Here is a 22,720-nt window from a genome sequence, read left to right on the forward strand (position 1 = left end):
TCATGAAGAAGCTATTATATATTGTTATCGTACTTGCGTTTACGTTAGTATCCTGCACCAAGTTTTCAGACAGTATTAACCGCAACCCGAATCTGCCGGATACTTTTTCCAATCCGAAGTTGCTTACCTATGCCATCCTTAGAATGGATACTACCATGGCCACTCCTTATGGGTTGTTGTATGTGCAGCATCTTTCAGAAAAAGTGTATACAGATGCTTCCCGTTATATCAACATCTCCTTTGAATTTTCCAGCTTCTATGCGGACGCTTTGATGAACCTGAACAAGATCATTAAAACCGTTCACTTTAATGAAGATGAAGGGTCCGCTAATAATCAGAAAGCAGTAGCGAGGATACTCCGGGCTTATTTTTTCTGGTTCATTACAGACCGCTGGGGAGATGTACCGTATAAAGAAGCACTACTGGGACGTGAAAAAATAGATCCTGCTTACGACAGCCAGAAAGATATTTATACAGATCTGTTTAAGGAATTAACCGAAGCTGCCGCCCAGCTGGAAGACAGTAAAACTGCAGCAGCAGGCGATGTGCTATATTATGGTGATATCAGTAAATGGAAACGCCTGGCAGGCACCCTGCATGCGCTGATGGCACTGCGGCTATCGAAAGTAGATCCTGCCTGGGGCAAGCGTGAATTTGCGGCAGCACTGAGCGATGGCATTTTTACCAGTAACGACGACAACGCTATTTCACAGCACCTGGGAGAAGCAGCTTACCAGAACTATTGGTATTACGTGTATTCTGTGCAGGGCCGCAGATGGTATTGCATCAGTAAGCCACTGGTAGATTACATGAAGCCGCTGGGCGATCCCCGTTTGAAAGTATATGCAGGCACCACCGGCAGTGGCGATTATGTGGGCATGCCTTACGGCCTCCAGGGAAACGAGGCGCAGAATATACCAGCGGGCAATGTGTCTTTCCAGGGCACGGCTATCCGTAAACAGGATGCTACGGTTTATTTGGTGACCTATGCGCAGGCGCTGTTTGCCCGTGCAGAAGCAGCGAAGCTGGGATGGGTCCCCGGCGGCGATGCCGCTGCATTGCTGGATTACAATGCCGCTGTTACCGCCTCCATTAATCAATGGACGGGCTCTTCCACCGGTGTTGCCGCTTATCTCGCACGCCCGGAAGTAGCTTATAATCCCGCTACTGCCATTAAACAGATTGCGTATCAGCGTTGGGTGCATTTGTATATGAATGGCTATGAAGCATGGGCAGAATGGCGAAGAACAGGCTATCCTGTGTTGACGCCTGCGCCGGACAATAATAACACGCCTATTCCGCGGAGACAGGGATACCCGCTTTCGGAGCACAATGTGAATACCAAGCATGTGGAAGATGCTATTGCCGCGCAGCCGGGGCTGCATGGCAAGGATGATTTGACGGGGAGAGTATGGTGGGATGTGGAGAGGTAGGAGGGCTTTGGAATATGACTGCGGATAATAGCTCCTTTATTCGCCACTTATTTTGCGGCGAATAAAGGAATTACCAGCTATTTATTTAACAGGGATCTTACTTTTATTATATAACAAACCTGATAATATTCATACTGTATCTGTAAATAACAGCTTTTAATAAGCTGTTATTGTTCTACCTAGTTTCAAATGTTTGAAGGATTTGCGTATTGACCTTGAAGTCCTTTTTGGGTTCGTTATTTTCTCTATCTCAGGCGCTGCACAAATTAGGGCTTACTACTCAAGTGCCAACAAAAATGACCTATTTAACAGACGGGGAGCGCAGGCAAATCAAAATGGGCAATTTGTATATTGAGTTTAAACCTACTACTCCCAAAAAGATGGCATTTGAGGGTGAGTTAAGTAGCCTTGTTATACTAGGTCTCATAGAAATTGGAACCAAAAATCTCTCAGCAGAATTTGAAAAAAGAATTAAGGAAATTCTTCAAACCGAGAAAAGTGAGGCACTGACAAAAGATTTGGCTTTAGCTCCTGCCCAGGTTTATGACTTTATTATACATCTATTAAGCGATTAGAATGATCGAATGGCTAAATCTTACAGATGCCCAAAGACGAACTTCACTCAACCAGGCTGCTGTTAAATCGGGAGTGATTCCTGTTGCAATTGAAAAGGACTGGTGGGTAACCCTGGTACTTAAAGCACTTTTTACAACCCCCAATGAAGGACATTTTATTTTTAAAGGTGGTACATCCTTAAGTAAAGGGTTTGGATTAATTGAGCGTTTTTCTGAAGACATAGATATAGCCCTGTCCCCGGAAGCTTTTGGTAAAAAGTATAAGGATGAGCCTACCCATAGTTATGTAAAGGGATTGAAAAGGGAAGGATGTGCATTTACTACGGATACTATAATTAAAGAATTGGCAGTCAGTCTACAACAGGGCAGGATTAGATCTTGCCAACATTGAATTGTTCGCCGAAGCAATAGATCCTCTAATGCGGGACAAAGATCCTCAAACAATTTATGTACGGTATCGCTCTTTATTTGAGCCCCACCCTTATTTGAAAAATGAAGTAAAGATTGAGTTTAGTGTAAGATCCCTGACTGAACCATTTGAGACAGTGGACATTCAATCTCTTCTTTGGCAACATTTTCCTAATCCCAGATATGCGGAGCAGTTATCTAAAATAAGAGCTACCCATCCAATGAAGACGCTATTGGAAAAGATGTTCCTACTTCATGAAAAATTTCAAATTATTAATCAAAGGCAGATTTTATCCGAAGATGTTAAGCTGGAACGCGGGTCCAGGCATTTATTCGATCTAATCAGAATGGATGACAAAGGAATTGCAGATCAGCTTTTGACCGATCCACAGTTTATGAAAAACTATTATTACACCGGCGATACTGGATACGTCAGAAAGGGGTGAACTATGATAAACTTCAGACCTCCAGCAGAAATCTTAGAAATTTATCGGGCTGACTATGCCACAATGCGCTCTGAGATGATATATGGTAAGTCGGAGGATTTTGATTCCCTCATTCAAAAACTAAACAATTTAAACGACAAAATTAATAGGATGGTACTACCATCTTCTGTTAGCGGCCACCTTTTGTAAATGCGAGGTATTAATTTTCCCGATGTGCGGGTGTTGCCCTGGTCCAACGTCAATGAAAAGATGCCGGCTCCTTATTGAAGCCGGCATCTTTTAGTTTAAAATAATATAGGTATCTGTATCAGTATGCAATAAACCATTTCTGGCTGTTTGAAGAGTACCATATTTGTGGAACTAATTTAGCACCGTCCCAGGTGGCACCGCCAGCAACACCGATCGATCTGCCACTCAGAGCATGTACGATGGAGTATTGGTAGTTACCCAGGTCATTTACTATCCACCACTGGGATACTAAATTCGCCCATTCTTTCTGAATGATTTGTCCACCTTCGGAAGGAAAGACATTTGTAGTAGTGATGGCTTTACCGCTGTGTACCGCTGTTATTTTATAATAGCCATTGTTCAGGTAAGTAAACTGCCAGTGTTGGTTATCACCGCCGTTCCAGGTAAACTGTTGCAGAGGGGTTCCATCCTCCATGGAGAAGCGATCTACATCCATGGCTTTGCCGCTGTGAACTGCCTTTAACTGATAAATGCCATTTGCAATGGACTGGCTCGGGTACCCGAGTAATGATCCATCGGGGGATGTTTTACCAGTGTTGTTTACCAGTGGGGTCTCTTCAGGAGTTGGTGTTGCTATTTCTTTCCGGCAGGATGTCATCAGGGATTGTCCGGCAACAATGGCCAACACTAAAATGATTTTGCTACAATAATTCATGGAATTTGTTTAGAAAAATTAATGTTGATTATAGTTAACATGTACAATAAGTTGCTATGACTGGGTTCTTGTCATAGTACATAGGATCACATGGAGATTTTTTATTTTTTAAATTGGTTACCTATACACCTAATGTAATTATAAACCGGAAGAATTTTCAATAAATATTCTGCTTGATAATTACTATACAAAACCAATCCAGAGCTTCATCATCACTGATCGCGCCATCCACACCAATGGGGCTGCCTACGATCAAGTTTTTGTGATTTTAGCCGGCTGTTGTCTTAATTTCCCCGATTTTCTCTGAAATAGAGACAATGAGTTGAAGAATCTGGTGGGTAATCTGATATGGAGGCGTCATCTTTAGCGGTATTGATAGTATCACGTGATACTATCAATACCGCTTTCCCCAATAAAAAAGGTCCGCTGTCATAGCGGACCTTTTTGTTGCCTGACCTGGATTCGAACCAAGACAAACAGAGTCAGAGTCTGTCGTACTACCGTTATACTATCAGGCAATAGTAAATCAGGACCGCGAAATTATGACATTTCTGATAATTACCAAATTTTTAATCCTTTTTTCTCAAAAAAAGATCCTTAAAGCACTGAAAATCATATACTGACGCGCCAATTCAGTGGCTTCTTTTATACTTGCAGCTGTAAGTCAAATCCCTCAAAACAGGCTATGTTATTACTATCTCCCCGGTCCCTTGTTGCCCCTGCTCCCGGTTTCGGCGCCTTTGTATTTGCCAGCCGGCGTAATGGCCTGCTCCTGGCAGCTGCTATTATTGTTGCGGTGATCAAGATGGTGGTATTCAAACATTTTTTCCCGTACATAGATTTTACATCAGATACCGGTTCTTATATGGAAACGGCCCTGCAGAACAGGAATTATAATCTCTGGCCTATAGGATATTCCAAATTCCTGTGGTTGTTTCACCAGTTTTCCCGCTCAGAAACGATGCTCACCGTGGTGCAGTTTGTATTGCTGGAAACCAGTGCGTTTTTCTTCTATTTCAGTGTATGTTATATTTTTAATCCACAGAGCTATTTCAGGTATGGCTTTTATGCTTTCCTGCTTATTAATCCCTTGTTCCCTTTCCTGAGCAATTATTTTATTTCAGATGCGCTGTTCCTTTCGCTCGGACTTACCTGGATTACTTTGTTGCTGTGGATCCTGCATAAGCCAACTACGTTGTTGCTGGTATTTCACGGGCTATTGCTGGGCTATGCGTTTACGGTGCGCTATAATGCCATGTTTTACCCGTTGGTGGCGCTGATCCCGATTTTATTATCTGCTTACCGGCCGTGGCAGAAAGTGGTAGCTGTTTTGTTGCCGGTAATGCTGATCGTTTCGTTTGTACTGTTTACCCGTCAGAAAACAGCAGAGCATTCCGGGGTGAAAATATTTTCTGCTTTCAGCGGCTGGCAGATCATGAATAACGCGATGTATATGATGCAGTATGTGCCGCTGGATTCTGCGGGCGTGCCGCCACAGTTTGCCAAAACACATAAGGCGGTATATCACTACATGATGGCGCTGAAGAAGCTGCCGAGGAAAATAGTGGTGTCAGACGGATCGTATTTTATGTGGGACATGAACGGGCCGCAGAAAGGATTGCTGAGAGATTATGGGTTGGAGCATCAGGGTAAAGATGTATATGCGGGCTGGTGTGGCGTGGCGCCTTTATGCAGTGATTACGGCAATTATATGATCCGGAAGTACCCCTGGGATTTTGCCCGCTATTATTTGCTGGGCAATGCAAAGCTTTATTTGTTGCCGGAACTGGAAGTGTTAGGCGGATATAACCGGCCTGTTATTAACCTGGTGAATAAAGAGGTAGCCACTTTTTTTAAAGATGGGGACAAGCCTAAGCCGGAAGGTAAATATAATAACTGGCAAAGCACGCTGATGTCGCTGTTCCCTTCTTTGATCGTGATTTGTCATTTGTTGTTTATAGAAGAAACGATCCGCTATCTTATTAAAAAAGGTACCCGGAAAACCAGCCGTAAATTTAATATTGCGCTGTTGTTGTGCTGGGCTTTCATCGGGCTGAATTTTGCATTCAGCGTTTTTGCCGCGCCTATTGTATTGCGGTACCAGGTATTGCTGATCGTATTGTTGCTGGGGTATACCCTGCTGCTCACAGAAATAACCGATGCGCCACATGTGTCGCAGGCAGAAGCCGAAGCGGAGGAAGAGCGGGTGATGCTGGGCATTTAGCAGGATGTAGAGTACCCGGAAAATATGAATTATATATTTGTATCTTTATCCGGGCTGTTACAAACTGCATTCATGCACTGCGAATGAAAAGACTGATCATTATTTTACTCATCTTGTTTTGGGGGGAATATATTTTTGCCCAAAGTTCTCCCTGCTGGTTGCGCTATCCTTCTCTTTCTCCTGATGGAAAAACAATTGTATTTACTTATAATGGCGATTTATACACCGTTGCTGCCAGGGGTGGTGCTGCTGTACAGTTAACGGCTAACCCTGCGGAAGAGTGGATGCCTGTATGGAGCCATAATAGCAGCAGTATTTCTTTTGCATCTGACCGTTATGGTAATGCCGATATTTTCCTGGTACCCGCAAAAGGAGGAACTGAAAAACAACTCACCTTTCATTCGGCAGATGAGTATCCCTATGATTTCAGTGAAGATGATCAGCAGGTGATTTTTGGCGGCTTGAGAATGGATGCAGTAAACAACCGGCAGTTTCCTTCAGATGCGCAGCCCGAGCTATATCGTGTATCCGTAAACGGTGGACGGGTGATGCAGTTACTAGCCGTTCCTGCAGAAGATGCAAAGCTGAAAGGTCCATTCATTGTTTATCACGATAAGAAGAACCGGGAGAATCCCTGGAGAAAGCACCAGGTATCTGCTGCGGCGAGGGATATATGGCTGTATGACACGCAAAACGATACGTATAAGCAACTGACAGATTTTCTCGGGGAAGACAGATCCCCGGTATTTACCGATAAAGGGAAATCCATTAGTTATTTGAGTGAGGAGAGCGGCAGTTTTAATGTGCACCGTTTGTGGCCCGGTCGTCCCGGCGCATCAGAACAACTGACAGCATTTAAGCAATTCCCCGTCCGTTTTTTTGAGTGCATCCCGCAATGGGACACTGTGCTTCGGTTTTAACGGAGATATTTATTTACAGGCGCCGGGCACTGCGCCCAAAAAAGTAAACATACATCTTACCAGCCGGGTTACGGAAAATACAACCGTAGTGCCGGTAGCGGATCATATTAAATACGGGGTGGTTTCACCGTCCGGTAAGGACATCGCGTTTATTTTCAGGGGAGATGTATTTTCCGCCGGCATGGAACACGGCGTTATCCGGCAATGGACGCATACTCCCGGGGAAGAAGCAGACCTGAGCTTTTCACCGGATGGTACCAAACTGTTGTATGCCAGTGAAAGCAGCCATGGCTGGCGGCTTTGTGAAATGGATCTGCTGCATGGAAAGGAAACCGTGTTGCTGGCCAACAACCAGGAAAACTATCAGCCTTTATATTCACCAGATGGAAAAGAAGTAGCTTATATCGAAAACAGGGTAACGTTAAAAATATATAACATCGCTTCGGGAAAAAGTCGCCGCATTGCGTCGTTGTTCAGTCGCAGGGATCATGATCAGTATTTCCGCTGGAGTCCTGATGCCCGGTATCTCCTGCTTCAATACAACCAGCCGGGCGCCGGCAACCAGGAAGTGGGCCTGGTAGCAGCCGATGGTAGTGGTAGTGTACAAAATATTACGCAAAGCGGCTTTTCCGATGAGGCGCCACAATGGGCAACGGACGGAAAGATGATGATCTGGAAAAGCGACCGGAACGGACTCCGGGGTTTTTCCACGAGCAGCAGCCGGCAACAGGACGTATATGCGTTACCGTTTTCCGGCGGCAGCTTTAAAGATGCAGAACAGATTACAAAACTGACGCCTTCAGCCGCTATGCTGGCAGATGTATTACTCAGTAAAAGCGGCAACAAATTATATTACCTGGTAAAAGCCGGAGCGGCTTACCAGTTGTGGATAACAGATATTCCCACCAAAACGTCCACGATGCCTTTGTCGGTGAAGGCAGAAGATTGCTCGCTGCAATGGGACGCTGCACAACAACAACTTTTCCTGCTGACAGACGCCCGCATCCTGCAATTGGATACTACGGGGCAAACGCGGCATAGCATTACCATTAAGGGTTCCATGAAAATAGACCTGGCAGCAGAGAGGAAGGCGATGTTTTCCCATATCTGGCGAAGAACAAAGGAAGCGTTTTATACCGCTGGTTATCACGGCGCCGACTGGGAAGCGTATGGCCGGAATTATGAAAAGTTCCTGCCGCATATTGCCAACAACTTTGAACTGGCAGAAATGGTGAGTGAAATGCTGGGTGAGCTGAATGTAAGTCATAGTGGCGCAACGGGCAGCCATGTGGTGGAAGAAAAGGAAGAAACAGCTTCCCTGGGTATTTGTTACGATGTATCTTACAGTGGCGACGGTATGAAAATAAGTGAAATACTTCCTGGTGGCCCGCTGGATCAGGACGCATTTAATCTGAAGCCGGGCATGTTTATTACGGCCGTAGATGGTGAGGAGATTACGGCAGATAAAGATCTTTCGCAATACCTTAATCACCGGGCAGGTAAAAATACCCGGCTGCGTATTGATGATGGTGGCCAGCGACGGGATATAGTGGTGACGCCGGTTACGCCGGAAGCAGAAAACGACCTCCTGTATAAAAGATGGGTAAAACGTAACAGGGACGAAGTAACACGCCTCAGCAACGGACAATTGGGATATGTACATTTATACCGGATGAACGACGCCGCCTACCGCAATGCCTACAGCGAAATAATGGGCAGGTACGCCGGCTGTAAAGGTATTGTAGTGGATACCCGTTTTAACCGGGGAGGCGATCTGGCTTCAGACCTGGGCATGATGCTGAGCGGCACGGAGATCAGGAAAAATACAACAGACGAGCAGGTGGAAAGCATAGAGCCTGGCTTCCGCTGGACAAAGCCGTCGGTGGTGATTGCCAACGAAGCCAACTATAGCGATGGCAGCTGTTTCGTGTTCGATTATCAGTATCTCCATATGGGTAAGCTGATAGGGATGCCAGTGCCTGGCAGTTGTACCTTCATGACCGGGGAAACATTGCCCGATGGTAACCTCCATTGGAGCGTGCCTTCACTGGGTGTAAAAAGCCGGGAGGGCTATTACCTGGAAAATCATCAAACGGAACCGGATATACGTGTAAGGAATGCGCCTGAAGAAATAATTAAGGGAAGAGATCAGCAACTGGAAGCAGCCATCAGGGAATTGATGAAGGAAACTGCTCCATCAACATTATAACGACCTGCATTTTATGTCTTATGAAGAAGACAATAATATTCATTGGGAACGCCTGAGAAACGGCGATAAGCAGGCGTTGTTTGCACTGTATAATAATACCTATTCACATCTGCTGAGGTTTGGATTGAAAACCTGCGGCAGCGATGAACTGGTAAAGGACTGTATCACACAATTATTTTTGCAGCTGTGGACCCGGCATCAAAGTCTGCGCCCGGTAACCAACGTGCCGGCCTATTTATTTACCGCGCTGAAAAGACAGCTACTGGATCAGTTGGCGTACCAGTCGAAGATCCATGCAGCTATTCACCGGATGACTGATAAGGAAGCGGAGCGCGAATTATCTTACGAAGAAATTATTATCCAGGTACAACAGGACGAAGAATTAAAGCAGCGGCTGCAGCAGGCGCTGAAAGCGCTCACTCCGCGACAGACAGAGCTGATACGGCTTAAGTTTTTTGAAGGATTGTCGTACGAACAGATTGCTGCACAAACTTCACAAACGGTGAAAACGGCTTACAATACTATTTATGATGCCATCAAAGCATTAAGGAAAATGCTGAAATAAGCCCGGCTTTCCCATCTCCCGAAAAAAAATTTATAAAACCTTTAGGAAAAACGATTGATTTTGCCGTCTGTATAGTCAAAGGCATTATCTACATGAATTTCCAGGATTTCGAAGCCGCCGACTTTGCATGTGATGAATCTTTCCAGCGCTATTGCCTGGAAGAGAATGACAGCGATATATTATTTTGGGAGAGCTGGATAACCCGCCATCCTGAAAAGAAGGCTGTTGTACAGGAGGCCCGGTATATGATTGAGGTATTGTCGGCCCGGCAGGGTAACCGCCTGGAGCAGTTGAAACACCTGAAAGATGGTATTTTACAGTATGATCTGCTCCATTCGGCCCTGGAAGAGCCGTTGGGGCAAAATACACCTGCTCCCGCCAGGAAAACCGGTCCGTTATTTAAATATGCTGCCGCATTGGGGGGCATCCTGCTACTGGCCGGCGCCATTTATCTGTTCAGCCGTACCAACACCGTTACTGATATCACCTCACCCAAAACAAGCATGGTTGTTATCAATGCCGGCAACGATCCCCGTAAAACCGTGGTGCTGCCGGATGGCTCTTCCATTATTTTACGGAAGAACAGTACCGTGGAACTGGCGGAGGGATTTAATGAGGCCAACAGGAAGCTAACCCTTACAGGGGAGGCTTTTTTTGATGTAACGCAGCATGCGCAGTATCCTTTCATTGTACATACTGCCGCTTTTGATATTAAGGTATTAGGTACCGTTTTTAACGTAAGTGCCTATGCCGGCAGCCATCAGTCGGAAACCGCTTTGTTTAAAGGCAAGGTGGAGGTTACGCTGGCCAATAAGCCCGAAGAAAAGATCATATTACAACCAAACCAGAAGCTAACGATGAATGTTGCCGGGCTGCCGGCGCCGGTCAATCCTTTTAAAGTAATGCCGCTGGACGCAGATCCGGTAAATCATAAAGCCAGGGAAATAGCCTGGGTAAGAAACCGGCTGGAAATTGAAAATGAGCCGCTGGAAGTGATAGCGGGCAAGCTGGAAAAATGGTATGGCATCAAGGTCACCTTTGCGGATGAAGAAGTAAAGCATTACCGGTATTCCGGCACCTTTGAAAGTGAAACGATCCTGAAAGCATTGGATGCCCTGCAGTTATCTTATCCATTCAGTTTTAAAATGGTAAACGGTCAGATTATCATAAGTAAATAAATAATTATACATCAACCAAATAAAGAAAGGGGAAGTGCTGGAACACTTCCCCCGGAATTAGGCTAGAAAATGTCCTGAATGATCATTAACTAAACCAACATCAAAGGTATGTTAAAACTTGTATTCCTGGAATGGAAGGGGAAACCTGTTCCCACCGGCAAATTGCTGCTTACTATGAAATTAACTGTTCTTCTTTTTTTGACCTGCCTTCAGGTGCAGGCTATTTGTTTCGCGCAGGAGACCATTACCCTGCAGGTAAAAGAAACAAGTATCAAACAATTGCTGAAAGCACTGGAGCATCAAACGGCCTACCGCTTTGTGTTCCATGATAAAACACTGCCTGAAAACAAAAAGGTGACGGTAGCAGCAAAAGAAGCCACACTGGATGCGGTGCTTTCACAGGCATTCGCCGGTACCAACCTGGCATATACACTGAAAGAAGATGGGCTGGTGGTAGTATATGCAGGCGCAGAAAGTACATCTGCCGTAGATATTACGATCAGGGGAACGGTGAGGGGAATAGATAACCTGCCTTTACCGGGAGTTACCGTTCGTGCCTCCGGCACCACCGCCGGTACGCTTACCAATGAAGATGGCGCTTATACGCTCATCGCCCCGGACAATGCCACCACGCTCCAGTTCTCACTGGTAGGGTATCTCAGCCAGCAGGTAACTATTGGCAACAGACGTGAAATCAATGTGGTACTAACAGAAGACATCAAAACGCTGAATGCCGTAACGGTTACCGGGTATACGAATTATACCAGGGATAAATCTACCGCAGCCGCCGGCGTAGTAGGCGCTGATAAGATTACGCAGGTACCGATGGCTACCTTCGACCAGATATTACAGGGACGGGTTCCGGGAATGGTGGTATCTGCCGGCTCCGGCCAACCAGGTACCGCTGCAACGATTACCGTACGGGGCGTTGGTACCATCAATGGCAGCTCCTCCGTTTTATATGTAATGGATGGTATTCCCATTGAGGCAGGGCAGTTCCAGGGCATCAACCCTTCAGACATCGCTTCTGTTACCGTATTGAAAGACGCTTCTGCTAAAGCATTATACGGATCACGCGGTTCCAACGGCGTAATTGTGATCACTACAAAAAAAGGACAGGCCGGAAGAATAGCGGTGTCGTATAAATCGCAGTATGGTTTTTCCAATATGACCACCCCCAAGTTCCAGATGATGAACTCCGTGCAGCACCTGCAGTTTGAAGAAGAGATTGGCCTGGAAACCGGCGCTAACCTGGGACCGGGTTGGGAGTTCTCCAATAAAAATCCTGACTACCTCAATAAAACACCACAGGAACAACAAGAGGCAGATCATATCATTGATAGCTTAAGAGGTGTTAATACCGACTGGAGAAAAATTTTCCTTCAGACAGGTAAATTCCAGGAACAACAGCTGAGTGTAAGCGGCGGTAATGAAAATGTGCGGTTTTATAGTTCTGTGAATTATTACGATCAGCAGGGTATTGCCAAACGCTCTGAATTGAAACGCTACAGCTTTAAAAATAACCTGGATTTCAATGCGGGTAAATTAACCGCCAATATCAACGTAGGACTGGCCTATTCTGAGTCTTCCTTTATAGAAAGAGAAGCCTCCAGCAGCGGCAGCAACCCGTTGGCAGCGGTATACTACGCCCTGCCTTATGAATATCCTTATGCACCGGATGGCACACTGGTCACCAATTATAACGATGATGTGTACCCGGTATATGATCTGCGGGAAGGCAGTAATGCACTGGAAGCGTTATTAAATACCAGCAGTAAAGATAACCAGCTGAAAAGCATTATCGGTACGTCACTGAATTACATCCTGGCCAAAGGATTGGTGGCGAAAACCAGGCTGGGCATTGACTTTAGGGAAACTACCACAGAGCGTTATGTGAACCCGGATTCTTATTCCGGCTATAAAGTGGATAACGGCGGAAGAGGTAGTTTTGGAGAAGGCGTTACCAGGAACGTTACGCTGGTGAGCACTTCGGGGTTAACGTATTCAAAAGTTACCGGCAAACATGATTTCGAAGTATCCGGTTATTTTGAGTTTACCAGGAATAATTACCGCGCATTTGATTATACAGGTTATGACCTGGACGACAGGTTACCTGCCACTCCTGCCGCCATTACACCCGGTTCGCCCTACAGCGCCTTGCTGGGCGGAGGTCGCACCAAAAGTGCGCTGGCTTCTTACATTGGTGTAGGCCGGTATACTTTCAATGAAAAATATACCCTGAATGCGAGTTACCGGTATGATGGCGCTTCTACCGTGCCACCGGACAACCGCTGGCATGGGTTCTACTCCCTGGGTGTTGGATGGGAAGTAAAGAAAGAGAATTTCCTGAAAGATGTGAGCTTTGTAGATAACCTGCGCTTCCGGGCCAGCTATGGTACTTCTGCCAATCCATTTTCCAATCTCGGCCCCTTTGCTTATTTCCGGACTTATGGAACCGACCAGTATGGCGGTAACCCGGCGATTGTGCCTAACCAGCCGGGTAATCCGAACTACGACTGGGAGTACGCCAAAGAATTTAACATCGGTTTTGACCTGGGTGTAATGAATAACCGCATCCGCCTGGTAACAGATGTATATAATAAAGTAACCAATAACCTCTTTATAGAACAGCCGTTATCTATTACGTCAGGATTTTCCACCATGTTCCTCAATTCCGGCGCTATGCGCAACAGGGGAATAGAAATGGACCTCCAGGGAGATATTGTGAAGGGAAAAGATCTCACCTGGTCGGTAGGTGTGAACTTTGCCTATAATAAAAATGTGATCACCGATCTGGGCGTCTCTGGTGAATTTACGCAGGGTACTACACAGATTGTAAGAGTGGGCTTGCCTTACGGATCTCACTATGCGCCTAAATGGGCCGGTGTGGATCCGCAAACAGGCGATCCTTTGTACTATGACAGGTCAGGTAATAAAACAAGCGATTATAATGAAACGGCTTTGAGCGTAGCCGAATTCGGCACTTATATTCCTCCTTTCACCGGTGGATTTAATACGGCAGTTAGCTGGAAAGGTTTTTACCTGAATGCGCTGTTTACATTTGCAGATAAAACCATGCGGTATCTCAACGAAGATTATTACAACGAGAATCCAAGTTTTGCCAGCAGTAATCAATCGGTACGTATGCTGTATGACCGTTGGAAGAAACCCGGTGATAATGCCATCCTGCCTAAGTTTGATGCCAGCAGGGGATTTTCTTCCAAAGATATCCAGGATGCCTCTTACCTGCGTTTAAGGAATGTAAACATCGGCTATAATTTCCCGAAAGAAGTCATGACCCACCTGAAATTTGTGCAGGGCATCCAGGTATTTGCGCAGGCTCAGAACCTGTACACCTGGACCAGCTGGAAGAGTTTTGATCCGGAGAATAATTATGGTGATGGCAGGTTTGATTACCCCAGCGCACGAACCTACACTTTTGGCCTGAACGTTAATTTTTAAATCATTAAGCTCATGACGATCCGTTATATCAAATATACTTTTGCACTCCTGTTGTCGTTGTGTACACTTGCCTGTAATAAGCAACTGGACCTTTCTCCTACCGACAGCATTATAGATCCGGGAAGAACCTTCCGGACTGTCAGTGATCTGAATGGCGGCCTGCTTGGCGCATACGCTGGTCTTACTTATAACACCATCTACGGCGTATCATTGGTTACCGATGAATGTACCTTGCCCAGTGAGAACGGTACTGGCGGCGGTGTAGCCACTTACCGCTGGCAGATAGATCCCAGCAATACCACTATTACTGCTTCTTTCGGGGAGTATTATATTGCCATTGACCGTGCTAACCGCGTATTGGGCGCTATGGGCAATGTTACTGCCAAAGGTGATGAGATAGCTTTGAAAGATCAGTACCGCGGAGAGGCGCTGGCGATACGCGCTTATTGTCATTTCCAGCTATTGCAGAGTTATGCAGAGGCATATGAACCGGCAGCGATGGGAGTACCTTATATGGATACTTCCGTTAACAGTTTTCCTGCCCGGAATACTTTTGGAGAAGTAGTAGCTGGTATAGAAAGAGATTTACAGCTGGCTAAAACACTGATCCCAGCTGAAGCAGATGATAACACGAGGATTACGGTTCCTGCCATTTCTGCTATCCAGGCGAGAGTAGCTTTATATGCCAAAAAATGGACCGATGCCATCACCTATGCTACAGAAGCTATTGATGCGCTGCCGCTAGCCTCCGCCAGTGATTTTCCCGGCATATGGAAAGACACCAAGCAATCTGAAGTTATCTGGAAGCTGAAACAGGTAGCAGGTAGTGATGATGAGTTGATCGGCAGTGCTTATTTCGACAGGGATGTAGCGTTATATGTGCCTTCTTTTGAACTGATTAACCTGTTCGATAAAAATAACGATGTGCGTTATCCTGCTTATATACAGTTTGACGATACCCGTGGCGATGGCAACTCTGAATACCTGGTGAATAAATATTTTGGATCTTCCGGCAGCATGGGCCTGGCAGATATTAAACTTTTCAGAACAGGAGAAATGTACCTGATCCGTGCAGAAGCATTGGCGGAAAGTAACCGGGTGGCGGATGGCGCCGCTGACCTAAACGACCTAAGGGCCGCGCGTATCAATGGTTACACGCCGCAGTCTTTCAGTAATAAAGATGCATTGATCACCGCTTTATACACCGAACGATTCAAAGAGCTGGCCTTTGAAGGGCATCGTCTCTTCGACCTGAGAAGAAGGGGACTGTCTGTAACCCGCAACCCGGAAGACGCCATCAACGCACTGGGTGCTGTGTTGCTGAAACCTGGTCAGAAGGGATATGTATTTCCTATTCCTGATGCAGAAACGAAAGCTAATAAAAACATGAAACAAAATCCCGGCTACTGATGAAAAGAATAATAACTGTACTAACCATAACGGCTATATGTTTAAATGCCTGTTATATGCGTATGCCCAAACCGCTGACTATTGCCGGCCGGCCGGCTTCCATCGGGATCATTGGTGATACGGCAGATGTAACCACGCCGGTAAAAGGAGGAGTAGCGTTGATTGGTGGTGGCGGGAATGTGGACGGCGCTTTCCAATGGATGATTGAACGCAGCGGTGGCGGTGATGTAGTAGTGCTTACCGCCTCCGGCAATGGCGGCTATAACCATGACATCGACTCCCTGGGGAAAGTGAACTCAGTAGAAACGCTGAATATTACCAACAGGGAACTGGCCAATAATGATACCGTGGCCAATATTATCCGTAATGCAGAAATGTTGTTTATTGCCGGTGGTGATCAGTCGCGCTACATGCTGCAATGGAGAGGTACCAAAGTAAATGATGCGATCAATTATTTACTGCAGGAAAAGAAAGTGCCGGTGGGCGGCACCAGCGCGGGTTGTGCTATCCTGACCGGGTTTTATTACAGCGGCGAGGGAGGCAGTGCGGTGTCTGATTCGGTGTTGGTCAATCCATATGATTCGCTGGTAAAAGTGTATAACAACGATTTCCTGCATGCGCCTTATCTTCGTGACGTAATCAGTGACCAGCATTACCTGAAACGTGGCCGCGAAGGCAGGCATGTTATTTTTATGAGCCGGATCATTAAAGACCAGGGCATTTTTCCAAAAGGCATTGCGCCCGATGAAAAAACGGCGGTGTGTATTGATGAAGCAGGAGTGGCCAAAGTTTTTGGCGTGAGCAAGGCTTATTTCATTATGTCTGACAGTCTTAAAAAACCGGAACTTTGTGAACCGGGGCAACCACTGCAATGGAACCATGGCGGGCAGGCATTGAAGGTATATGAAATCCCTGCCAGCGCTTCCGGCAACGGCAGTTTCCGTGTAGCTGACTTTGATGCCGCAACGGCCAGTGGCGGCGCCTGGTATTGGTGGTGGGTGGAAAAGGGACAGCTGAAGAAAAAAGCAATCTGATTATTTCCGTAATAAAATTTGATATGAAAGGCAGGTTTGGTATTTTATTTTTTCTGATGGTACTTTTTGTTTTGCCTGTAATGGCGCAACAGAAGGCATCATCTTATGTGCTGGTGATCCATGGTGGTGCGGGTACTATTCTTAAAAAGAATATGACCCCTGAAAAGGAAGCCGCATACAAGGCATCTTTACAAAAAGCACTGGAAACGGGCTATAAGATCCTGCAGTCGGGCGGAAGCAGCCTGGATGCGGTAGAAGCGACTGTAAGGGTGTTGGAAGACGATTCACTTTTTAATGCGGGCAAAGGTGCTGTGTTTACCCACGAAGGGCGCAACGAGCTGGATGCCGCCATTATGAATGGTAAAACCAGGGCAGCGGGTGCGGTAGCCGGTGTTACCACCGTGCGCAACCCGGTGAGCGCTGCAAGGGCGGTGATGGAAAAGTCGGAGCATGTGATGATGGTAGGGCCGGGTGCAGAAAAGTTTGCAAAGGAAGCAGGACTGGAAATAGTGGACCCCTCGTATTTCAGAACGGAATCGCGCTGGAGGGACCTGCAGAGTGCCATCAGGGAGGATTCTATTGCTGCGGCTAAATCAAACGCCTATACGAACCCGGGCAAGCTGGGTATAAAAAACCGGGATTATAAATTCGGAACGGTTGGGGCGGTAGCGTTGGACCGGCAGGGCAACCTGGCGGCAGCAACTTCTACCGGCGGTATGACCAACAAAAAATATGGCCGCATTGGTGATTCGCCTATCATTGGTGCGGGTACCTATGCGAACAATGAAACTGCTGCCATATCCTGTACCGGCTGGGGTGAGTTTTACATCCGTAATGTGGTGGCTTATGATTTGTCTGCCCTCATGGCGTATAAAGGACTTTCTGTACAGCAGGCGGGTAATACGGTGATCAAAAAAGTAGGGGATATGGGTGGCGATGGCGGTTTGATTGCCCTGGATAAAAAAGGAAACATGACCATGTCTTTTAACACGGAAGGCATGTACCGGGGCGCCGTTACCAAAGACGGCAAAATTGAAATTTCGATTTACAAGTAAACATTATAACGAACGGATGCGGGGCGTAGTACCCGTATCCGTTCGTATTGTTTTACTCCAGCGGCCTTTTTGGCGCATCATCTTCTTCCAGGCTGTTTTCTGATACATCCTCATCCGTAATATCTTCTTCCTCCAGCAGCTCATCTATTTCCACGTCGTCATCTTCTTCGTCGAGTAATTCATCAGAGTTGTCGTCGCCCCGCCGGGATTGTTCATCCTGGTTGCCTCTCTGCGGCACGGGTTGTTGTTTTTGACTAAAAACATCGTCTGGTTGAAGATCGTCGTTGAGCAGTGGTCCGGGTGTTTTAGGTTGTGTGGTCATAAAGCAAGTTTTCCAGGGAAAGTCCAAACATCGCACCACTAAAAACAGCTTGATTTACAGGCTGCTGTTGCGGAGGGCTGCGTAAATAAATACACAGTTAATGGGTTATTCATTCACCACTTTACTTTTTCTGAAAACGGCGCTCCATTTGCTTACGAAGGCGGCCGACAAAGTTTCTGTTTTTTGGGCAATGAAAATGGCATGAAAGGATCTGGGGCCCTGTATCACATAATACAGCTGCGATTCCGGACTTCCGGCGCCGGGTGTTTCCACTTTAAACAGTGCCCAGCGCCGCTGGGGAATATTTTCTTTTCCAAGCAATGTCACCTTTGCCTGTGATGCTTTACTCACAGCGGCTTCCGAGAAACTTTTTACAGCGAGATCAATGTTATCGACCCGTGCATTTTCCATGGTCATATTGTTGATCAGCAGGGTCCATTGCTGCGCCGTTTCATTGGCAGGCAGGAACTGACGGGTAGCGAGATTGTCCACTTCAGTATCGGTGATCGTTGTCCATTTTACATTAGCCGGCAGCGCTATTTTAAGGCGTTCCTTTCCCGCCGCTTTGCCTGTTTTGAAGGAATTGCCAATTTCATGAAATAAAGGTTTAAAACCGGCTGAAAATGGCAAAAGGGTGGTGGCAGTCAACAGGTAGGTTTTATTGTTGGAATACGCAATGAAGATGCTGGCGAATATGGTATCGGTTCTGCTTCCCTCCAGGTGGATTTCATCCAGCCAGATCATCCGTTTGCCGGAGCTGACAATACTGCCGGAATCCAGTAATTTGAAATAAGGATTGCGGCCGATATAGTACAGGAGCTTTTTTGCAACGGCATCCACATTGGAACGGGGTTCATCCACTACGTTGACCGTAAAATTTTCCGGCGCTACCAGGGCACTGTCGGCCCGCTGCGCCATGAATTTCAGGGAAAGGATCTGTTTGTTTTTTATTATCTGCCATCCGTCGGGAATTCCTACGGAGAAGTGGTTCGCCGTATCGCGGTAGTTCACAAGGTTCTGGCCGTTGGCAATAAAAGAGAGTAACACGAGGCCACACAGCAAAGCATATTTCATCCGGAGCAATTTGTGGTACAAATAAAACATATTTAGTGTTAGCCTGCAAAAGAGAAAGCCTCCGACCGGAGGCTTTCTCTTTTGCAGGCTAACATCAACGGACGATTATTTAGGCAAGTATTATACGCGGTTATCCCGGGGCGCCCTTGTTCCATAAAATCTATCCTGGTCAAACTGGTCGTGGTTGTAAAAGTCGTTATCAGCGATAGTTGAATCCGGCGACACAAACACATTCCGGATATCCCGTTCTGTTTCGGGGGTAACGATCACACCTTTTTCATAAAAAGGAAGGATGCTGATCTGTAAAGGAGTTATTTCCGGCAGCAATACGGTATCATCTTTTTCATGCAGGATGGCTACACCTATAGGAAACAGTACTTTCCGTTCGGTGAGTCCTACCCGGTTCCCCTTGAGGTTGATAACGAGATAGCGTACCCTGCGTGAAGCGGGATTGAACAGCAAGTCATCTACTTTTCCGAATCTATTGCCTTGCAGATCTTCCACCCCCCAGTTCCTGATATCGGGCTGTCCGTCTACAATCTCAAATCTGCTGCCGCTTAATTCTTCAAGACGATTGGTTTCAGTGATAGACATAGTAATATTTTTTGGATAAAGAATAGGTGAAAACCTTTACGGTTGTGCGCCGGGAGTATCTGCCGCGGGTGCAGCGTTGCCGGTAGTACTAACAGTATCAGTAGTGGTAATTACGTCCCGTTGATGGTTATTACTGCTGCGCATCAGAAAAAACAGGATCGCAGCGATGATGATAAGTCCTAAGATCAGCCATAGCCACGCCGGGTTTCTTTTCCTGGGTTGAACTTCTAAGTGTGCCATAGTTGTATGGTTAAGGTAGATAAATATCCCGGATGAGTTTTGTCCGGAAGGTTCATTCACTATTCGGCAATCATTATACCAATGCACAGAAAAAATGTGAGGAGCGCTATTTTCCTTGTCTATGGCTTGTTATAAGGGGATTTAGGTACTGATTCCGGGGAGTTCAGCCATTTTTTTGTTAGGGGTCTTTTTCCTACGTATTGCGGAATTATAGTCCGCTGTATATACTCACTGCTACGAGTACAGAGATGCGGTCTTTGTCCCGTTTCCCGAATGTTAACGAAAGCGTAATACACGCTGTATGCCGGAGATACGCCGCGAAAGAGGCGTTGAGCTGATCCCGGAGGGCTTCCGTTTTTACATTCTGATACGCTGCGGACTTGGCCCTTTACCTTTGAAGCCTTATATTGGCTGGTATGGCTGGTATTGAAACCGGCGTTGAAAAAATATATTGTATGAAGAAGATTACCGGTATAGCATTGTTGCTGATGATAGGATTCACTTCCTATGCACAGCGCGCCTCGCATGTGGTGCTGATTACCATTGATGGCTTCCGGCCAGAGTTTTATACAGACGCTTCCTGGGGTATGGTAAACCTGCGGGCCATGAAAGACAGCGGCGCTTATGCAGACGAAGTAAACAGTGTATTCCCTACCGTTACCTATCCCAATCACACGTCGCTGATCACCGGTGTAACACCGGCGCGGCATGGTATTTATTATAATACACCTTTTGAGCCTAATGGCGCCAGCGGCATCTGGTACTTTTATTACGACAGCATCAAAACGCCTACGCTGTTTGATGCGGTGCATAAAGCCGGGAAAAAATCGGCTAATGTAATCTGGCCGGTATCTGTGGGCGCACCGATCGATTACAATATACCGGATGTATGGTCTATTGGAAAAAAAGACAGGCGGGAGCTGCTGGCTACCGTCACCAATCCTGGGTCGTTATGGCAGGAAGTACAGGAATATGCCACGGGTAAGCTGGGTGAAAAGGATTTCACGATGGAGGATGAAGAAATGATCCTGGATGAAAATGTGGCGCGTATGTCGGCCTACCTGATCACTACCTATAAGCCTGCTTTTACCACGCTGCATCTGGCCTGTACAGATCATTATGAGCATGAACAGGGGCGGGATGGCCTGCTGGTAAGAAAGGCGGTAGCGGGAGCAGATAGGGCGTTGGGTACTATTATTGAAGCGCTCAAACGCGCAGGCATATACGAAAATACGACCGTCATTGTTACCGGCGATCATGGTTTTGTGAATATCAGCAAAAGCTTTTCCCCGAATGTATTGCTGGCGCAAAATGGTTTGCTGAATAATATCAAAACGGGTGATTGGAAAGCGCAGTTCCATTCTTCCGGCGGGTCGGCCTTCCTGCATCTCAAAGATCCGAAGGATGCAGCTACACAGCAGAAAGTACTGGCGTTGCTGAAAGCACTGCCAGCGGCACAGCAGCAAATGTTCCGGATTATTGACCGCAAACAGCTGGATGCAGTGGGCGCTGATCCGCATGCTGCTTTGGCCATTTCCGCCTCTGATGGCGTTACCATTGGGGGTGGCTCCACCGGGGAACTGGTAATGGCAGCCAAAGGGGGCACACATGGTTATTTCCCGGATTTTAAAGAGATACAAACCGGCTTTGTGGCTTCCGGAGCAGGGATAGTGGCAGGCGGTCGTGTGAAAGAAATGAATGTAACAGATGTGGCACCGCTGGTAGCGCAACTGCTTGGATTATCATTGGATAATACTGATGGTAAAGTGCCTGCGGGCGTGGTAACTAAGTAAGCATTGAAACGTAGCAATACTGATCGGACGCCTTGTGAAAGGGGCGTCCGTTTTTTTGTGGTGCCTGGGAAGCGATATTACATCTGCAGGGCAGGTAAATGCTCATATGCTGCAGGGGCTATTACTGCTGCGTCATCAGGCTTTGCTTTTCTGACAGAATTTACCGGCCAGCATTCCAGTTGTGTTGCGGGCAGTTCATACTGTATAATTGATCGTATATCCGTATCAGTTAGTTCAGGTTGCAGCCATTGTTCTGCGAGTCCGGGAGTAAGCATCATGGGCATTCTGCCGGCGTTGTCGCCGCCGTTATGGATCTGTGCCATCAGTGGGTTAGCGGCACGGGTTAGCAGGGTGAACGCGGGAATACGTGCGGGTTTATCTACATCCCAGGAATTAGACATTGCCCACAATCCGGCTATAAAAAAGAGTTCCTGTTCTTTGGGTTTGATATAATAGGCCACTTTATTTTTCCATCCGGGAATGTGCCGGTATTCAAAGAAGCCGCTGGCCGGAACGAGGCAGCGCTGGTGCCGGATGGCATTCCACATGGTGCCGTTTTCAAGTACTTTTTCGCTGCGGGCGTTGAGGAAAAGTTGCCGCTGGCGTTTTACTTTTTCCAGGGTGTCCAGCATTTTAGGTATGGGACCCCAGGTGTATTTTTCAAGTTTGATGCCGTTGTTGTTAGTAACTACGGGCCATTGCGGATAAGACATCCCGATCTTGTGCCAGGTAGGGTCGAAGTCGATATCCAGTTTGCCGCCGGGTTTAAGTCGCGGCAGGTATTTGAAAATGCTCTCTATGCTGGAGGTAAAGGCAATATCGTAACACATATTATCTGTCGTGGTATTATAATCGGATAAAGGTACTTTTATTT

At 46.6% G+C, this 22,720-nt stretch carries 21 protein-coding genes and 1 tRNA gene; 15 read left to right on the forward strand and 7 right to left on the reverse strand.

The window, feature by feature from the left end; genetic code table 11:
* Positions 1-2 precede the first annotated feature (2 nt).
* From QFZ48_RS16215 to QFZ48_RS16230, 4 genes are all read left to right on the forward strand, one after another.
* Positions 3-1,433: a SusD/RagB family nutrient-binding outer membrane lipoprotein gene (locus tag QFZ48_RS16215; protein WP_429062998.1), complete on the forward strand. Its 1,431-nt coding sequence runs from the start codon at positions 3-5 to the stop codon at positions 1,431-1,433.
* Between the two features lie 227 nt (positions 1,434-1,660).
* Positions 1,661-2,008 (forward strand): DUF6088 family protein, encoded by a 348-nt coding sequence (locus tag QFZ48_RS16220; RefSeq protein ID WP_429062999.1) that lies wholly within the window; start codon positions 1,661-1,663, stop codon positions 2,006-2,008.
* Position 2,009: 1 nt separating this feature from the next.
* Entirely contained in the window at positions 2,010-2,399 is a 390-nt protein-coding gene (locus tag QFZ48_RS16225) for a nucleotidyl transferase AbiEii/AbiGii toxin family protein (protein ID WP_429051070.1), read from the forward strand.
* A gap of 28 nt (positions 2,400-2,427) precedes the next feature.
* Positions 2,428-2,862, forward strand: a complete 435-nt coding sequence (locus QFZ48_RS16230) for a nucleotidyl transferase AbiEii/AbiGii toxin family protein (protein WP_429063000.1) — start codon at positions 2,428-2,430, stop codon at positions 2,860-2,862.
* Between the two features lie 307 nt (positions 2,863-3,169).
* On the opposite strand, the gene QFZ48_RS16235 is transcribed toward QFZ48_RS16230, so the two are convergent.
* On the reverse strand, positions 3,170-3,766 hold the full coding sequence (locus tag QFZ48_RS16235) for an RICIN domain-containing protein (RefSeq protein WP_429051068.1): 597 nt from the start codon (positions 3,764-3,766) through the stop codon (positions 3,170-3,172).
* Between the two features lie 447 nt (positions 3,767-4,213).
* Positions 4,214-4,284, reverse strand: a tRNA-Gln gene (locus QFZ48_RS16240).
* Positions 4,285-4,451: 167 nt separating this feature from the next.
* On the opposite strand from QFZ48_RS16240, the gene QFZ48_RS16245 reads away from it, so the two are divergent.
* The 9 genes from QFZ48_RS16245 (at position 4,452) to QFZ48_RS16285 (ending at position 17,823) form a co-directional block, all read left to right on the forward strand.
* Positions 4,452-5,990 (forward strand): hypothetical protein, encoded by a 1,539-nt coding sequence (locus tag QFZ48_RS16245; protein ID WP_429063001.1) that lies wholly within the window; start codon positions 4,452-4,454, stop codon positions 5,988-5,990.
* 83 nt (positions 5,991-6,073) lie between these two features.
* Complete coding sequence (locus QFZ48_RS16250) at positions 6,074-6,910, forward strand: hypothetical protein (RefSeq protein ID WP_429063002.1); 837 nt, start codon at positions 6,074-6,076, stop codon at positions 6,908-6,910.
* Positions 6,870-9,119, forward strand: coding sequence for a S41 family peptidase (locus QFZ48_RS16255; protein WP_429063003.1), 2,250 nt, complete (start codon positions 6,870-6,872; stop codon positions 9,117-9,119). Before QFZ48_RS16250 ends, QFZ48_RS16255 begins: the two co-directional genes overlap by 41 nt.
* A 13-nt stretch (positions 9,120-9,132) precedes the next feature.
* Entirely contained in the window at positions 9,133-9,684 is a 552-nt protein-coding gene (locus QFZ48_RS16260; RefSeq protein WP_429051063.1) for an RNA polymerase sigma factor, read from the forward strand.
* 92 nt (positions 9,685-9,776) lie between these two features.
* On the forward strand, positions 9,777-10,862 hold the full coding sequence (locus QFZ48_RS16265; RefSeq protein ID WP_429051062.1) for a FecR family protein: 1,086 nt from the start codon (positions 9,777-9,779) through the stop codon (positions 10,860-10,862).
* 108 nt (positions 10,863-10,970) lie between these two features.
* The gene (locus QFZ48_RS16270; protein ID WP_429063004.1) at positions 10,971-14,324 is read left to right on the forward strand and encodes a TonB-dependent receptor; all 3,354 of its coding nucleotides are present in this window, start codon (positions 10,971-10,973) and stop codon (positions 14,322-14,324) included.
* A gap of 12 nt (positions 14,325-14,336) precedes the next feature.
* Positions 14,337-15,734 (forward strand): RagB/SusD family nutrient uptake outer membrane protein, encoded by a 1,398-nt coding sequence (locus QFZ48_RS16275; RefSeq protein ID WP_429063005.1) that lies wholly within the window; start codon positions 14,337-14,339, stop codon positions 15,732-15,734.
* Between the two features lie 56 nt (positions 15,735-15,790).
* Positions 15,791-16,768, forward strand: a complete 978-nt coding sequence (locus QFZ48_RS16280; RefSeq protein WP_429063006.1) for a cyanophycinase — start codon at positions 15,791-15,793, stop codon at positions 16,766-16,768.
* A gap of 23 nt (positions 16,769-16,791) precedes the next feature.
* Complete coding sequence (locus QFZ48_RS16285; RefSeq protein ID WP_429063007.1) at positions 16,792-17,823, forward strand: isoaspartyl peptidase/L-asparaginase family protein; 1,032 nt, start codon at positions 16,792-16,794, stop codon at positions 17,821-17,823.
* A 52-nt stretch (positions 17,824-17,875) separates the two neighbouring features.
* Here QFZ48_RS16285 and QFZ48_RS16290 read toward each other — a convergent pair whose 3' ends face one another.
* The 4 genes from QFZ48_RS16290 to QFZ48_RS16305 all read right to left on the reverse strand — a co-directional run bounded on the left by QFZ48_RS16290 (position 17,876) and on the right by QFZ48_RS16305 (position 20,053).
* On the reverse strand, positions 17,876-18,145 hold the full coding sequence (locus QFZ48_RS16290; RefSeq protein WP_429051055.1) for a hypothetical protein: 270 nt from the start codon (positions 18,143-18,145) through the stop codon (positions 17,876-17,878).
* Positions 18,146-18,250: 105 nt separating this feature from the next.
* Positions 18,251-19,219: a hypothetical protein gene (locus QFZ48_RS16295; protein WP_429063008.1), complete on the reverse strand. Its 969-nt coding sequence runs from the start codon at positions 19,217-19,219 to the stop codon at positions 18,251-18,253.
* A gap of 120 nt (positions 19,220-19,339) precedes the next feature.
* The gene (locus QFZ48_RS16300; RefSeq protein ID WP_429051052.1) at positions 19,340-19,813 is read right to left on the reverse strand and encodes a PRC-barrel domain-containing protein; all 474 of its coding nucleotides are present in this window, start codon (positions 19,811-19,813) and stop codon (positions 19,340-19,342) included.
* Between the two features lie 36 nt (positions 19,814-19,849).
* On the reverse strand, positions 19,850-20,053 hold the full coding sequence (locus QFZ48_RS16305; RefSeq protein WP_429051050.1) for a hypothetical protein: 204 nt from the start codon (positions 20,051-20,053) through the stop codon (positions 19,850-19,852).
* 301 nt (positions 20,054-20,354) lie between these two features.
* On the opposite strand from QFZ48_RS16305, the gene QFZ48_RS16310 reads away from it, so the two are divergent.
* Together QFZ48_RS16310 and QFZ48_RS16315 are read left to right on the forward strand one after the other, a co-directional pair.
* A complete protein-coding gene (locus QFZ48_RS16310) occupies positions 20,355-20,483 on the forward strand; it encodes a hypothetical protein (protein ID WP_429063009.1) in 129 nt (42 codons plus the stop codon).
* Between the two features lie 25 nt (positions 20,484-20,508).
* Positions 20,509-21,846 carry an alkaline phosphatase family protein gene (locus tag QFZ48_RS16315; RefSeq protein WP_429063010.1) on the forward strand — a complete coding sequence of 446 codons (1,338 nt, stop codon included), beginning with the start codon at positions 20,509-20,511 and terminating at the stop codon, positions 21,844-21,846.
* A gap of 77 nt (positions 21,847-21,923) precedes the next feature.
* On the opposite strand, the gene QFZ48_RS16320 is transcribed toward QFZ48_RS16315, so the two are convergent.
* Complete coding sequence (locus QFZ48_RS16320) at positions 21,924-22,676, reverse strand: SOS response-associated peptidase (RefSeq protein WP_429051047.1); 753 nt, start codon at positions 22,674-22,676, stop codon at positions 21,924-21,926.
* Between the last annotated feature and the right edge of the window lie 44 nt (positions 22,677-22,720).

Source organism: Chitinophaga sp. W2I13, from assembly GCF_050434005.1.
In the GTDB taxonomy this organism is placed as follows: domain Bacteria; phylum Bacteroidota; class Bacteroidia; order Chitinophagales; family Chitinophagaceae; genus Chitinophaga.